The sequence below is a fragment of the Paraburkholderia sp. EB58 genome (assembly GCF_050436665.1).
Classification (GTDB): domain Bacteria; phylum Pseudomonadota; class Gammaproteobacteria; order Burkholderiales; family Burkholderiaceae; genus Paraburkholderia.
This window is the reverse complement of record NZ_JBNDMQ010000003.1, coordinates 192655-204950: the sequence shown is the minus strand read 5'-3', so window position 1 is coordinate 204950 and position 12296 is coordinate 192655. Positions and strand designations below refer to the sequence as shown.

General features: G+C 62.9%; 18 protein-coding genes and 1 riboswitch. Of the genes, 8 read left to right on the top strand and 10 right to left on the bottom strand.

Annotated features, from left to right (window positions below):
* Positions 1 to 7: 7 nt before the first annotated feature.
* From pal to ydfG, 7 genes are all read right to left on the bottom strand, one after another.
* Positions 8 to 517 carry a peptidoglycan-associated lipoprotein Pal gene (gene pal / locus P3T40_RS06095; protein WP_429266786.1) on the bottom strand — a complete coding sequence of 170 codons (510 nt, stop codon included), beginning with the start codon at positions 515 to 517 and terminating at the stop codon, positions 8 to 10.
* A 32-nt stretch (positions 518 to 549) separates the two neighbouring features.
* Positions 550 to 1842 carry a Tol-Pal system beta propeller repeat protein TolB gene (gene tolB, locus P3T40_RS06090; RefSeq protein WP_429266785.1) on the bottom strand — a complete coding sequence of 431 codons (1293 nt, stop codon included), beginning with the start codon at positions 1840 to 1842 and terminating at the stop codon, positions 550 to 552.
* Between the two features lie 116 nt (positions 1843 to 1958).
* Positions 1959 to 2972 carry a cell envelope integrity protein TolA gene (gene tolA / locus P3T40_RS06085; protein WP_429266784.1) on the bottom strand — a complete coding sequence of 338 codons (1014 nt, stop codon included), beginning with the start codon at positions 2970 to 2972 and terminating at the stop codon, positions 1959 to 1961.
* A complete protein-coding gene (gene tolR / locus P3T40_RS06080; protein WP_429266783.1) occupies positions 2969 to 3421 on the bottom strand; it encodes a protein TolR in 453 nt (150 codons plus the stop codon). The genes tolA and tolR overlap by 4 nt, the downstream gene beginning before the upstream one ends.
* Before the next feature lie 10 nt (positions 3422 to 3431).
* Positions 3432 to 4109, bottom strand: coding sequence for a protein TolQ (gene tolQ, locus P3T40_RS06075; RefSeq protein WP_074265790.1), 678 nt, complete (start codon positions 4107 to 4109; stop codon positions 3432 to 3434).
* 154 nt (positions 4110 to 4263) lie between these two features.
* Positions 4264 to 4743 carry a tol-pal system-associated acyl-CoA thioesterase gene (ybgC, locus tag P3T40_RS06070; RefSeq protein WP_429266782.1) on the bottom strand — a complete coding sequence of 160 codons (480 nt, stop codon included), beginning with the start codon at positions 4741 to 4743 and terminating at the stop codon, positions 4264 to 4266.
* A 58-nt stretch (positions 4744 to 4801) separates the two neighbouring features.
* Complete coding sequence (ydfG, locus tag P3T40_RS06065) at positions 4802 to 5548, bottom strand: bifunctional NADP-dependent 3-hydroxy acid dehydrogenase/3-hydroxypropionate dehydrogenase YdfG (RefSeq protein WP_429266781.1); 747 nt, start codon at positions 5546 to 5548, stop codon at positions 4802 to 4804.
* A gap of 367 nt (positions 5549 to 5915) precedes the next feature.
* Positions 5916 to 6015, top strand: a riboswitch (ZMP/ZTP riboswitch).
* A gap of 175 nt (positions 6016 to 6190) precedes the next feature.
* Between ydfG and glyA the strand changes: the two genes are divergently transcribed.
* The 8 genes from glyA (at position 6191) to P3T40_RS06025 (ending at position 10819) form a co-directional block, all read left to right on the top strand.
* On the top strand, positions 6191 to 7438 hold the full coding sequence (glyA, locus tag P3T40_RS06060) for a serine hydroxymethyltransferase (RefSeq protein WP_429266780.1): 1248 nt from the start codon (positions 6191 to 6193) through the stop codon (positions 7436 to 7438).
* 6 nt (positions 7439 to 7444) lie between these two features.
* Positions 7445 to 7927, top strand: coding sequence for a transcriptional regulator NrdR (gene nrdR / locus P3T40_RS06055; RefSeq protein WP_331599304.1), 483 nt, complete (start codon positions 7445 to 7447; stop codon positions 7925 to 7927).
* A 157-nt stretch (positions 7928 to 8084) separates the two neighbouring features.
* The gene (locus P3T40_RS06050) at positions 8085 to 8654 is read left to right on the top strand and encodes a GspH/FimT family pseudopilin (protein WP_429266779.1); all 570 of its coding nucleotides are present in this window, start codon (positions 8085 to 8087) and stop codon (positions 8652 to 8654) included.
* Positions 8651 to 9076, top strand: a complete 426-nt coding sequence (locus P3T40_RS06045; protein ID WP_429266778.1) for a type IV pilus modification PilV family protein — start codon at positions 8651 to 8653, stop codon at positions 9074 to 9076. The genes P3T40_RS06050 and P3T40_RS06045 overlap by 4 nt, the downstream gene beginning before the upstream one ends.
* Positions 9073 to 9882 carry a PilW family protein gene (locus tag P3T40_RS06040; protein WP_429266777.1) on the top strand — a complete coding sequence of 270 codons (810 nt, stop codon included), beginning with the start codon at positions 9073 to 9075 and terminating at the stop codon, positions 9880 to 9882. The genes P3T40_RS06045 and P3T40_RS06040 overlap by 4 nt, the downstream gene beginning before the upstream one ends.
* Entirely contained in the window at positions 9879 to 10229 is a 351-nt protein-coding gene (locus P3T40_RS06035) for a pilus assembly PilX family protein (RefSeq protein WP_429266776.1), read from the top strand. Before P3T40_RS06040 ends, P3T40_RS06035 begins: the two co-directional genes overlap by 4 nt.
* A 2-nt stretch (positions 10230 to 10231) precedes the next feature.
* Positions 10232 to 10378 carry a hypothetical protein gene (locus P3T40_RS06030; protein ID WP_429266775.1) on the top strand — a complete coding sequence of 49 codons (147 nt, stop codon included), beginning with the start codon at positions 10232 to 10234 and terminating at the stop codon, positions 10376 to 10378.
* Between the two features lie 12 nt (positions 10379 to 10390).
* Positions 10391 to 10819 carry a type IV pilin protein gene (locus P3T40_RS06025; protein ID WP_429266774.1) on the top strand — a complete coding sequence of 143 codons (429 nt, stop codon included), beginning with the start codon at positions 10391 to 10393 and terminating at the stop codon, positions 10817 to 10819.
* Between the two features lie 53 nt (positions 10820 to 10872).
* On the opposite strand, the gene P3T40_RS06020 is transcribed toward P3T40_RS06025, so the two are convergent.
* The 3 genes from P3T40_RS06020 to P3T40_RS06010 all read right to left on the bottom strand — a co-directional run bounded on the left by P3T40_RS06020 (position 10873) and on the right by P3T40_RS06010 (position 12207).
* Entirely contained in the window at positions 10873 to 11340 is a 468-nt protein-coding gene (locus P3T40_RS06020; protein WP_429266773.1) for a DUF3318 domain-containing protein, read from the bottom strand.
* A 63-nt stretch (positions 11341 to 11403) separates the two neighbouring features.
* Positions 11404 to 11790, bottom strand: a complete 387-nt coding sequence (locus P3T40_RS06015; RefSeq protein WP_429266772.1) for a phage holin family protein — start codon at positions 11788 to 11790, stop codon at positions 11404 to 11406.
* A gap of 114 nt (positions 11791 to 11904) precedes the next feature.
* The gene (locus tag P3T40_RS06010) at positions 11905 to 12207 is read right to left on the bottom strand and encodes a DUF883 family protein (protein WP_117335984.1); all 303 of its coding nucleotides are present in this window, start codon (positions 12205 to 12207) and stop codon (positions 11905 to 11907) included.
* Positions 12208 to 12296 lie beyond the last annotated feature (89 nt).

Below are 12296 nucleotides of genomic sequence, written 5' to 3'. Positions count from 1 at the left end.
TCACCTATTACTGTTGGTAGACGAGATCGGCGCGGCGGTTTTGTGCCCACGACGCTTCGTCATGACCGTCGGCCATCGGCTTTTCCTTGCCCAGGCTCACGGCTTCCATTTGCGAATCCGGCACGCCAAGCAGCGACAGCGCGCGACGCACAGCTTCAGCACGTTTCTGGCCGAGTGCCAGGTTGTACTCGCTCGTGCCGCGTTCGTCGGTGTTGCCCTGGATCAGCACGTGACGTTCCGGATGTGCCTTCAGGTAACGTGCGTGTTGTGCCAGCAGCGACTGGTATTCGTCCTTGACCGAGTAGCTGTCGAAGTCGAAGTAGACACTTCGCTTGGCAAGCGGGCTGTTCGGATCGTTCAGCTCGTCGACGTTCACCTGTGCGACTGCATTCGGGTTCGGTTGGGTGGCAACTGCACCGCCCTTGTTAGCATTTTCGTCGAGCTTGACGCCCGAGTGACATGCGGCGAGTGCACCGACCAGCAATGCGGCAAATACGATACGAAGTTTAGACATCATTGTTACTCTCCTTGTGTGTTATTGCATAAACGTTATTGCATAAACGGGCCCCAGGACGGCTCGCGAACGATGCCGCCCTGAACGGACAGGACCTGCCGAGTGCGACCATCGGTCGATACTGCGGCCAACACGCCACGGCCGTTCACCTGTGTGGCGTAAAGAATGTACTGACCATTCGCCGCGAAGCTCGGCGATTCGTCATGTGTTGTATCGGTCAAACCGGTAGCAGAACCGGACTGCAGGTCCTGAATGTACAGCTTGAACGCGCCGCCCACACGTGAGATGTAGGCCAGTTCCTTGCCGTCTGGGCTCACGCGCGGGCTGGTGTTGTAGTTGCCCGTGAACGTGACGCGCTGAGCTGCACCGGCGCTTTCGCCCTGCGCCGGCATCTTGTAGATCTGCGGTTGACCGCCGCGGTCGCTGGTGAAATAGATCCACTGTCCGTCAGGAGAGTAGTTCGGTTCGGTGTCGATCGAGGTGCCTTGAGTCAACCGGCGCAAACCGCTGCCGTCAGCGTTGACGGCGAAAATCTGCGTGTTGCCGGTGCGCGAAAGCGCCACTGCCAGCGTGCGTCCATCCGGCGACCAGGCGGGCGCGCTGTTGTTGCCCTTCTGGTCCGATACGACGATGCGACGGCCGGTGGGCAGATCGTGGATGTAGACGATCGGCTTCTTCTTTTCGAACGATACGTAAGCGACCTTCGTGCCGTCAGGCGACCAGGCCGGCGAGATGATCGGCTCGGGGCTCGACAACGCGATGTGCGCGTCCTGGCCATCCGAATCGGAAATCTGCAACTGGTACCGGTTGCCGGTCTTGATGACATAAGACAAACGGGTGGCGAAGACGCCGCGATCGCCCAGCAGTTTGGCGTAGATGTAATCGGCCACCTTGTGCGCGCTCATCCGCAAGCCGCTTTCGGGGCTGACCAGCACGAGGCCGCCGAGGCTTTCGCCCTTGACCGTATCGTACAGCTTGAAGCGCACTTCGTACTGGCCGTTGGGCAGACGGTTCACGCTGCCGGACACGAACGCGTTGGCGCCTTTGGCCTTCCAGCTGCCGAGGTCCACCGAATCGGTTTCCGACACGGGCGTGCTGCCGGCGTCGATGTTCGTGAATTTCCCGCTACGCTGCAGATCCTGACGCACGATTGTGCTGACCTGTTGCGGAGAGTTCGCTTCATTGGCGAAATTCGCCGTTGCGATGGGGAATTGGGTGGACCCGACGCCCGTGACGAGGACGTTGAGTTGCGCGTGCGCAGCGCCGCCGGCCGCAATCAGGCACGACGCTACCAAAGTCCGCAGGCCTAGCTTGGTCATCAAACTCATGCTGTATGGATTCCCAAAAAATCAGATTTCTAACACTCTATGACAGCAGACAGACCCGGAAACGTTCAATTCGTTCCCGGGGCCGCCGCGCTGGGCGGGAGGCCCCGGCGTCGCTGTCAACCGGCTGGTCGCAAAGTAATCAAGAAGCTTCCAGGTGCTTTACCGTCTGTGTCGACAGGCATCGGATCGGTGAGCTGAACGGCCCGAAGCGCGGCGTCGTCCCACTGCTGGTTGCCACTGCTGCGCGTGACCGTCGCGCTCAACAGCGTGCCGGAAGGCGAGCAATGGACCGAAACTACGGTTTCCAGACCTTGCGTGTCGCCAGACCACACGATCTTCGGGCGCACCATTCGCCTGACCTTGTCTGCATACCCCGGCGACGTCGACGTGCCGCCCGAGCCACTACCTGTGCCGCTCTTGGCCAGACCGTTGCCCGTTGAGCCTTCGCCGCCCGCCAGACCCTGCATCTGCGCAAGCCGCGCCCGACGCTCCTGATCGAGCTTCTTCGCTTGCGCCGCATCTGCCGCTGCTTTCGCGGCCTTCACCGCCTTCTGCGCATCAGCCTTCTTCTGCGCGTCAGCCTGCGCCTGCTTTTGCTGGTCTTCGAGTTGCTGTTGCTTTAACTGATCCTGCTTTTGCTGCTCAGCCAGTTGCTGCTGCTTGAGCTTGTCAGCCTGCTGCTGTTGCTGCTTCAGCTTCGCTGCCGCGGCTTTCTGGGCGGCCAGTTGCGCAGCCTGGTCGGCTGCCAGTTGCTGCTGGCGCTTTGCCTCGGCTTCCTGCTGGGCCTGCAACTGTTGCTGCCGTTGTTGCTCGGCGAGCTGCGCCTGACGTGCGGCTTCCTGTTGCTGACGCTTCTTTTCCTGCAGCGCAATATCAGCTTGCTCGTCAGGCAACGGTGGAGGCGGGGCTACCCGCACCGGGGGAGGTGGGGGCGGCTGCGGCGTTGTCACGTCAGGTACGTCCGTCCACAATTCGGCTTCGGCGCCTGCGGGCGTGCTGTTCTGCCATTGAATGCCGTGGTACAGGAAGAATCCGAGCAGCACGTGCATCACCAGCGCGAGCGCAAAGGCTCGCCAGGTGCCGCGTTCACGCGGTGGCTGGAGCGGGCGGGCGGAATTCTTGCGGATCATTGTGATTTGACGAGCAAGCCAACGCGCTTGACGCCGCGAGCCTTCAGGTCGGACATCACGTTCATCACGGCTTCGTACTTCACCGTCTTGTCAGCGGCGATTACCACCGGTTGATCCGGATGCGACTGCTCGCGGTCGGTGACGAAGCTGTCCAGATCCTGCCGCGTCATGCTTTCCTGCTGCATGGCGCCATTGTCGTCTTTATATTTGACGTTCATGTTGCCATCTGCGCGGATATTGACCACGACCGGCGGTGTTTGCTGTTGCGGCGAGGCACCGCCGACGGTGGGCAGATTGACGATCGACGGTGCGACGAGCGGCGCGGTCACCATGAAGATCACGAGCAGCACGAGCATCACGTCGATATACGGCACGACGTTGATATCGGCCATCGCGCGGCGCGAACGGCCGCCACGCATACTGGAAGAGCGACTTGAGGAACCGGCCATCGTGGACTCCTTAGTGCGCCTGACGCTGCAGGATGTTCGAGAATTCTTCGATGAAGGTCTCGAAGCGGATCGCCAGACGGTCGATGTCGTGCGCGTAACGGTTGTAGGCGACCACTGCCGGAATGGCGGCGAACAGGCCGATTGCCGTCGCGGTCAGCGCTTCGGCGATGCCGGGCGCGACGTTGGCGAGCGTGGCTTGCTGGACGTTAGCGAGGCCGCGAAACGCGTTCATGATCCCCCACACGGTGCCGAACAGACCGATGTACGGGCTGACCGAACCTACCGAGGCGAGGAACGCAAGATTGGCCTCAAGCACGTCCATTTCACGCTGGAACGCTGCGCGCATGGCGCGGCGTGCACCGTCGAGGATCAGGCCCGGGTCGTTGAGACGCTTTTCCTTACCCTTCAGGAATTCGCGCATGCCGGATTCGAAAATCCGTTCGAGTGCGCCGATCGTATGGCGGTTGTTCGCCGCGCTTTGATAGAGCGCCTGCAGGTCGCCGCCGGACCAGAAATCGCGTTCGAAGCGTTCAGTTTGCGCGCGTGCACGGCGGATCGCAAACCACTTGCGGAAGATAAAAGTCCACGACAGCAGCGACAGCAGCAGCAACAGTGCCATCACTGCCTGGGCCAGCAGGCTCGCATTAAGAACGAGAGAAATGATCGACAGATCTTGTGTAGTGTTCATATAGGTTCGCTGTAACGTCCCGAAAGGGGGCGTCCGGCTGCAAGGTCCGTCGAAGCTTGCCGTGGGGAAACCGGAAGCATCGGCAAACCGCGGGCCGAACCATGCTTTGTGTTGCTTGATCGATACGAGTTCACTGGCCCCGTAACAACGATGTTCAGGCGTTGTCCGTTGACACGCGGGGTGCAGTAACCTTCGGCCCGCGCCGCAATGCGGCGAGAACCGGTGCCGGAATGGCGGCAGGACGCAGCGCTACCCGGTCGACACAGCCGACCCGAATGGTCCCGGTAGCAAGCAGCGTGCCGTCGCGCCAGGCCTCCTGGGAGAAATCGACCGACGCGCGGCCAATTCGTTCAGGGCGGCTGACAATTTTGATGAGATCGTCAAGCCTGGCGGGCGCACGATAATCGACCGCGGTGCTGCGCACGATGAACAGAACACCCGTTTCTTCCGCGAGACGATCCTGTTCAATGCCGCACGCGCGGAGCCACTCGGTGCGCGCCCGTTCGAAAAACTTCAGATAGTTCGCGTAGAACACAATGCCGCCGGCATCGGTATCTTCGTAGTACACGCGAACGGGCCAGGTGAAGCCGATTTCGGCGCCGGATTCTCTGGGGGACATATTCATGCCGCGCATTTTACCGGAACGCACACGCCGACGTGATTTTGAGGGGTGGCGCTCCGGGCGAAAGCGTTCAACCGCGATGCACCGACAGCCCAGCGAACGACTGCGCAACCGGCATCAGTTCGATCGTGTTGACGTTGACGTGTGCCGGGCGCGTTGCAGTCCAGTAGATCGCGTCGGCGATGTCCTCGGCCGTCAGCGGCTGCACGTTCTGATAGACGTTCGCCGCTTTCTCATCGTCGCCGCGAAAGCGCACGTTCGAAAACTCCGTGCCGCCGCACAGGCCCGGCTCGACATCAGTCACACGCAGCGGCGTGCCGGCCAGATCGGCGCGCAGGTTCAGGCTGAACTGGCGCACGAATGCCTTGGTGGCGCCGTACACGTTGCCGCCCGCGTATGGCCAGTTGGCGGCCGCTGAGCCGAGATTGAAGACATGGCCGCGCTGACGCTCGACCATACCCGGCAGCAGCGCATGGGTGACCTGCACGAGCCCCGTGCAGTTGGTATCGATCATGGTCTGCCAGTCATCGAGGTTCGCCCGCTGCGCCGGCTCAAGACCGAGCGCGAGGCCTGCGTTATTGACCAGCACGTCGATGGCGGCGAATGCTTCCGGCAGCGTGGCGGGCACGGCCGCGACGGCCGCGCGGTCACGCACGTCGAGTTCGAAGGGCAGAAGGGCCTCGCCCAGTTCGTCGGCAAGCGCCTGCAAACGATCCTTGCGGCGCGCGGTGGCGACGACGCGATGGCCGCCCTTGACGAAAGTACGGGCGATGGCGGCGCCGAATCCGGCGGACGCTCCGGTAACGAAGACGATCATTGCGGGTTCCTGGTGGGGAGAGAGGAAAGGTGCCAAGCCTACTTCCAATGCGGCGCTGCGGCAAGAATGACCTTGGTCCCAGCGAACTACCTTTAGGCGTGCGGAAGTGCCGGAGGTGGCTGATGAGCGGACCGTGGCCGGATGGTACGCGTCGGCATGAGCGGCGGGCGTGTCGGCGGCTGCCGCTTGCGCGACGCTTTCATCGGACGTTTGCCACCGGGTGGTGAGTATGCCTACGTCTGATGAAATCGCGGCGGCGGGAACATGGCGAGTGGCGCCGACGCTTGTGGCAACGGCTTTCGCCGCGCGGGCGGGCCGGGCGGCGACCCGGTTGCCTATTCGAGGCGCTTCCAATACACTAACGCGCTCATCCCTGCGTGACTGGCGATAGAACCAAACAGGTTCAAGGTGGAGCGACCCACCGTGAAGCGCAGGGTGCCGTTTTGCCGTTCGCCTGGGCAGCCGTGATCCGCGCGCATTCATCTGCGCCGCCGGTGGCTGTCCTGCCTCGCGTGTGCGGCTTATCTTCATCCGCCACGTCAGGGCTGGCCCGGCCGCCAGCAGCGCCGCGTACCTACTACGCTTTCTGCACGAAATTCGGCGCACGATCCGGTCAACCTGAATACACTCAACGGAACCCGTATGTTTGACAGAGCCCAAAGCACCATCGCCAACGTCGATCCTGAACTCTGGAAGGCGATTGAGCAGGAAAATCGCCGTCAGGAAGACCACATCGAACTGATCGCGTCGGAAAACTACACGAGCCCGGCCGTCATGGCGGCACAAGGCTCGCAGCTCACCAACAAGTACGCGGAAGGTTATCCGGGCAAGCGCTACTACGGCGGCTGCGAATACGTGGACATCGTCGAGCAGCTCGCGATCGACCGCGTGAAGGAACTCTTCGGCGCTGAAGCGGCAAACGTGCAGCCGAACTCGGGTTCGCAAGCGAATCAGGGCGTATTCTTCGCCATGCTCAAGCCGGGCGACACGATCATGGGCATGAGCCTCGCCCACGGCGGTCACCTGACGCACGGCTCGCCCGTGAACATGTCGGGCAAGTGGTTCAACGTCGTCAGCTATGGCCTGAACGAAGCGGAAGACATCGACTACGACGCGGCTGAAAAGCTGGCTCAGGAACACAAGCCGAAGCTGATCGTGGCGGGCGCGTCGGCCTTCGCGCTGCGCATCGACTTCGAGCGTCTGTCGAAGATTGCGAAGTCGGTCGGTGCTTACTTCATGGTCGACATGGCGCACTACGCGGGTCTCGTCGCCGCCGGCGTTTATCCGAACCCGGTGCCGCACTCCGACTTCGTGACCACTACGACCCACAAGAGCCTGCGCGGTCCGCGCGGCGGCGTAATCCTGATGAAGGCCGAGTTCGAGAAGCAGATCAACTCGGCCATCTTCCCGGGCATCCAGGGTGGTCCGCTGATGCACGTGATCGCCGGCAAGGCCGTTGCGTTCAAGGAAGCGCTCTCGCCGGAATTCAAGGAATACCAGCAAAAGGTCGTGGACAACGCCCGTGTGCTGGCAGAAACGCTCGTCAAGCGCGGTCTGCGCATCGTCTCGGGCCGTACCGAAAGCCACGTGATGCTGGTCGACCTGCGTGCGAAGCACATCACCGGTAAGGCCGCTGAAGCGGCGCTTGGCGCGGCGCACATCACGGTCAACAAGAACGCGATTCCGAACGATCCGGAAAAGCCGTTCGTCACGAGCGGTGTGCGTTTGGGCTCGCCCGCCATGACCACGCGCGGTTTCGGCGTGAAGGAAGCGGAGCAGGTAGGTAACCTGATCGCCGACGTGCTGGACAACCCGGAAGATGCCGCCACGATCGAACGCGTGCGTGCGCAGGTTTCCGAGTTGACCAAGCGCTTCCCGGTCTACAAGTAAGCGACGATGCGCTGCCCCTTCTGCCGGCACGACGATACGCAGGTCGTGGACTCCCGCGTATCCGAGGACGGCGCCGCGATTCGCCGGCGCCGCCGCTGTCCGGCCTGCGACAAACGTTTTACGACGTATGAGCGGGTCGAGCTGGCGTTGCCGTCGGTCGTCAAGAAGGATGGCAGCCGCACCGAATTCGATCGCCGCAAAATCGTTGCGAGCATGCAACTGGCGCTGAGAAAGCGTCCGGTTGCTGCGGACGCGATCGACGCGGCTGTCGCCCGCATCGAATATCAATTGCTGGGCAGTGGCGAGCGCGAGGTGCGCAGCGAGCGCCTCGGCGAACTCGTGATGAACGAGCTGCGCGAGCTCGACACGATTGCCTACGTCCGCTTCGCCTCTGTGTACCGTCGTTTTGAAGACGTGTCTGAATTCGAAGACGTCATCGAAGAATTTCGGCGCGCGGCCACGCCTCCCAAGCCGCCCCGCAAGCGCTGAATGTTCTCGTAATCGCATCGATATTCCCTTTCTGTATCCGTCACACCGACATTGTTGCGGGTGATGTCCCACGCTCGCCACCTGGCCATTCGGCCGATTGTTGACGCACTTCCGTCTGGGTAAATTGTTTGCATTCTTTCGAAGCTAAGGAATGCAGATGAAGCAGGATGCCGATTTACCGCGCGTGTGCTACCGCGGTTTCACGTTGATCGAAACGCTTGTCGTAGTTGCCGTTCTGGGGATGATCGCGGTAATGGCGACGCCGTCGTTCGTTGCCTGGCACGTGCGCGACCAGGTCGATGCGCGAGCCCGGGCGCTGCTTTCAACGCTGTCCTACGCGCGCAGCGAGGCAGTCCGGCGAGGCGTGCGCGTGACCGTGTGCCGGGTCGATGCGGCGCGCCGCTGTCTTGCCTCGGGGCAGGCTTGCCGTGTTGGGGTGGCGGACTGGTCGTGCGGTTGGGCGGTGATGGTCGAGCGCAGCGGGATGCCCACGCCCACAGTGTTGCGCGCGCAGACCGAACTCGCGGCAGTGAGTATTGCCGGCACACAGACGAACCTCACCTTTACGCCGCCCGCGGGGCAGTTGATCGGCAGCTTTCGCAGCTTCGACATTGCGCCGCAATTCCCATCACGGGCCACACAAGGCCAACCTTGGCGGCGCTGCATACGTATCGCTGCGGGTGGACGGCCGCGCATCGCGGATGGCGCTTGTGGAGCGACGTCATGAAAAGCATACGAGTCAGCAGGTCATGCGGCGCATCGTTGATCGAGGTCATGCTCGCGGTCGCGCTGACCGCAGTGACGGCTCTCGGCCTGATCGCCTCGCAGTTGTGGATTGCGCGTGAGGCTCGCGCCGCAGCGCTGCGCGAACACGCGGTATTCGTGGCCGATGCCGTCGCCGAAGCCTCGCGCGTGCCGACGGGCGGCGACGCTGCCGTGCGGCAATGGAGCGCCCGCGCGGCGAGTCTATTGCCACAGGGCGATGCGTCGACCAGCCAGCATGGCGGCGGGGTCTCATTCGCTCGCGTGACGTGGTCGGCCGTGGCCGCTTTGCGAACGCCGGGCGAGGTGATCGACAAGCCCGAATCGTGCGGCGATCTCGCGGTTGCCGCTGGCCTCGCGTGCGTTGCCCTGGCGTTCGTGAAATGAAGCAGCGTACGTTTCTTCCGCTGGGGCATACGCTCGTCGAACTGGTCATTGCCGTGGCGCTGGGGCTCGTTGTCACCACTGGTGCCGTCTCCCTGTACCGTTCGCAACGCGCGGCGTTCGGCCGTGCTGGCGACGCGATCCAGATTCGCGAAGCCGGCCTGACGGCGCTCACATTGATCGGCCAGCAAATTCAGATGACCGGCTTTGTGCCGGCGGACCTGCCTCAGCCACAACAGAAGCCCACCCTGTTCGGATGCTCTGCCGCGAGGCCCACAGGGGCCGACGACAACCTTGCCTGCGAAGCGCTGACGAGTCGATCGGACGGGGTCGCGATTCGTTACGTCGGCGATAACGTGTCCACATGGCCGTCGTCCACGGGGCAGTCGACCGATTGTCTGGGCCAGGCCGTGAGCGCTGGGCATACGGCCTTCGGTGTGGGACGCGTGTTGATCGTCAATCGCTTCTACGCGAAGCTCAGCGCCTCGACGGGCGAGTCTGAGCTGTATTGCGACGGCAATGGTAAATCCGGTTCTGCGCAGCCGTTGGTGGAGGGCATTGAGCGACTGCGGGTCAAATACTGGCTAACCGGCGCGCAGACTGCGCTCGATGCATCGGCGCTCGCGCCGGGCCAATGGGCGGATATCGTCGCAGTGGACTTGTGCGTGCTGGTGCGCGGCGCGCCTCAGGGGCGGCGCTCGCGCTACGTCGACTGCGACGGGGTGAATGTCACAGGAACCGACATGCGCGTGCGGCAGGCATTCTGGCGGCGTGTGGCAATCCGCAACAACGAGATGAGCACGTCTTGAAGACCGAGCCCGCCCCGCGCACCCGTGGCGCCGCCTTACCGATCGTTCTGTTGATTTCTTCGATGATGCTGATCACTTCCGCCGCGTGGTTCGAAACCTCCCTGGCGGCGGCGCGCGCATCGGCCAATCTCCGCGACGCGCTGCAGGCCTTCCATGCCGCCGATTCGGCACTGACCTTGTGCGCTCGAGCCGTCGCAGCCGGTACGGCACCGGTCACAACCGCAGTCGCTACCGAGCCAACCGGATGGAAACTTGAACAGACATTCGCATCCGGCGCCTTCGCGCCCGTCGCATCGTGGCCAGGTTCCGCCTCGGCGCCCCATGCCTGGCAGAAGCCTGGCGCCTGAGCATGCGTCCGGAGGTCAGAGCCTATCTGCTGACGGCGCGCGGCTTCGGCCGCACCCTGGAGTCGCAGGCCTGGGTGCAACTGGAACTGGTCGTGGATGGCGACAAGACCGAACAGCACTGGCGGCGGGTCACCGCCCGGCCGTTTTGAGGGCCCACCGACATGAAGTCTCATGCATCGGCGTTCACGCTGCTTGAATTGATCATTGCGTTGGCGATCGGCGCAATACTGGTGGTGTACGCGGTCCCTTCGTATCGCAGTCATGTGGCGCGTTCGCACCGGATCGACGCGGCGTCGGCGCTCTATCGCGCGACCCAGTTTATCGAAGCGGGTGCCCCGGGGGAGGTCAGTTCACTGCCAACGGGACTTGATCAGGCGCCGCCGTTCGGCACACCCGTCTACGGCTTGCGCGCGCTACCCGCTGACGAAGCGAACGGCGGCTATGCAGTGGAAGCGCGGCCTTTAGAGGCCGGGCCGATGCGCGACGATCCCTGCGGCACCTTCATCCTGGACGCGACCGGCTTGCGTACCAATCGCACAGCGGACGGCGCCGCGGGGCGCGATTCAGACATGTGCTGGAACACGCGTTAGACGGCGTCAGACTCAATGACAGAGTCCAGCGTCACCAGACCCAGTCACGTCACTCAGTAGCCGCTATCCTGCTTCGCCGCCTCGCCCTTCGTCCGGCCCGACTCATCCTTCATCTGCTTCCAGATGCGGTAGGCTTCCCATGCGGCGAGTCCGAGACTGCCCCATTTCAGCGCCGGCTTGGCGGTGGCCGCAACGGTGGCCCGTAACGGTTTGGCGAGCAGCATCGAAACGATCGAGCTGATCAGCGGATATTCCTTCAGCAGCGCGCCGACCCCCGCAGTCGCGCCGCGGGCCTTGTTCCAGCGCATGCCGCCGACAAAGCCAGGCACGATAAACTTGAGCCAGCTGAAGTGCGTGACCGCCTGACGCAATTCAACGGTGGCTTGCGCGAGCTCCATGCGCTCGACATCCGCGCGCACCATCAGCAATTCCTTGCGCAGTGCGCGCAGATGCGGCGCGCTCAGGTCTCGAGAGGGCGGGCGCTTGTTGCGGAAGGCGGTATCGGGGCGGCTAGAACTCATGGTGTCGGGCGCAAGAGGTGGTCGGGAGGGCAAGCGGCGCTAGCGGCTGTGCCCGGGCCTGTGTCACTGTTTGCGAAATATCTCGCGGTCCTTCTCGAACTCAGCCAAGGTGGCTTCGAACACCATAGGCGCACTGTGCAAACCACTGCGCGCCTTGACCGCGCAAACCAGTGCCGCAATCGCGTAGACCGCCGTGATGCCGGCCAGCGACTGCCACCGGTAGGTATCCCAAAAGACGATGGCGACCAGCGCCGTCAGCGCGATCAATGCCATGGTGGCGAGCATCATCGCCGCGAGTCCGAGAAACAGCACGCCGAACAGGCGGTCTTTTTCCTCGGCCAGTTCGATTCCCACCAGTTCGAGCCGCGTTTGCAGGATCGAAAAGACGGAACTGAGGATGCGGCGCAAGGGACTGTGATCCGCGCGCTGCGATTGATTGTCGATCGTCATGGCTTGGGCGCGTTGCGCGTGAGATGCGCCAGAAGAAGCAGACCGGTCGGGCACGCACCGGTCAACCCGTGTCAGCGGCGAGCCGGAAAAACGGCCCGGCAACGCCAGCTGTTTTTACTTGCGATTGATCAGCAGGCCGACCACTACGCCGACACCTGCGGCAATGCCGATCGACGCCCAAGGATGCTCGTGCACGTAGTCATCCGTTGCCCGGGCAGCCTTTTTGCCTTTCTCGACTACGACGACCTGAACATCCGCAGCCTTCTCCTTGGCCTGTTTCAGGCGCGAGAGCGCCGTTTCACGCAGTTCGGAAGCGCGTTCGCCGGTGGCGCTCGCGGCCTGTTTCAGCAGGTCCTCAGCGTCCGCGAGGACGGTTTTGATATCCGACATCAATCTCTCCTTGTTGACTTCCGACATTTACAGCTCCCATCTTGTATGGCATGCGTGAATCGTAACCAAAGAAACGTCACGTGGCGAGCGCAGCAGGTACGCGCAAACGTTCGCAC

Excerpts from the sequence above, each read along its gene's own strand:
- ybgC (WP_429266782.1), bottom strand. The coding sequence starts at position 4,743 with ATGCGCGGCATGAATATGTCCCCCAGAGAATCCGGCGCCGAAATCGGC.
- tolB (WP_429266785.1), bottom strand. The coding sequence starts at position 1,842 with ATGAGTTTGATGACCAAGCTAGGCCTGCGGACTTTGGTAGCGTCGTGC.
- P3T40_RS06040 (WP_429266777.1), top strand. The coding sequence starts at position 9,073 with ATGAAGCAGCGTACGTTTCTTCCGCTGGGGCATACGCTCGTCGAACTG.
- nrdR (WP_331599304.1), top strand. The coding sequence starts at position 7,445 with ATGCGCTGCCCCTTCTGCCGGCACGACGATACGCAGGTCGTGGACTCC.
- ydfG (WP_429266781.1), bottom strand. The coding sequence starts at position 5,548 with ATGATCGTCTTCGTTACCGGAGCGTCCGCCGGATTCGGCGCCGCCATC.
- P3T40_RS06045 (WP_429266778.1), top strand. The coding sequence starts at position 8,651 with ATGAAAAGCATACGAGTCAGCAGGTCATGCGGCGCATCGTTGATCGAG.
- tolQ (WP_074265790.1), bottom strand. The coding sequence starts at position 4,109 with ATGAACACTACACAAGATCTGTCGATCATTTCTCTCGTTCTTAATGCG.
- P3T40_RS06050 (WP_429266779.1), top strand. The coding sequence starts at position 8,085 with ATGAAGCAGGATGCCGATTTACCGCGCGTGTGCTACCGCGGTTTCACG.
- glyA (WP_429266780.1), top strand. The coding sequence starts at position 6,191 with ATGTTTGACAGAGCCCAAAGCACCATCGCCAACGTCGATCCTGAACTC.
- P3T40_RS06010 (WP_117335984.1), bottom strand. The coding sequence starts at position 12,207 with ATGTCGGAAGTCAACAAGGAGAGATTGATGTCGGATATCAAAACCGTC.
- P3T40_RS06020 (WP_429266773.1), bottom strand. The coding sequence starts at position 11,340 with ATGAGTTCTAGCCGCCCCGATACCGCCTTCCGCAACAAGCGCCCGCCC.
- P3T40_RS06015 (WP_429266772.1), bottom strand. The coding sequence starts at position 11,790 with ATGACGATCGACAATCAATCGCAGCGCGCGGATCACAGTCCCTTGCGC.
- P3T40_RS06025 (WP_429266774.1), top strand. The coding sequence starts at position 10,391 with ATGAAGTCTCATGCATCGGCGTTCACGCTGCTTGAATTGATCATTGCG.
- pal (WP_429266786.1), bottom strand. The coding sequence starts at position 517 with ATGATGTCTAAACTTCGTATCGTATTTGCCGCATTGCTGGTCGGTGCA.
- P3T40_RS06030 (WP_429266775.1), top strand. The coding sequence starts at position 10,232 with ATGCGTCCGGAGGTCAGAGCCTATCTGCTGACGGCGCGCGGCTTCGGC.
- tolA (WP_429266784.1), bottom strand. The coding sequence starts at position 2,972 with ATGATCCGCAAGAATTCCGCCCGCCCGCTCCAGCCACCGCGTGAACGC.
- tolR (WP_429266783.1), bottom strand. The coding sequence starts at position 3,421 with ATGGCCGGTTCCTCAAGTCGCTCTTCCAGTATGCGTGGCGGCCGTTCG.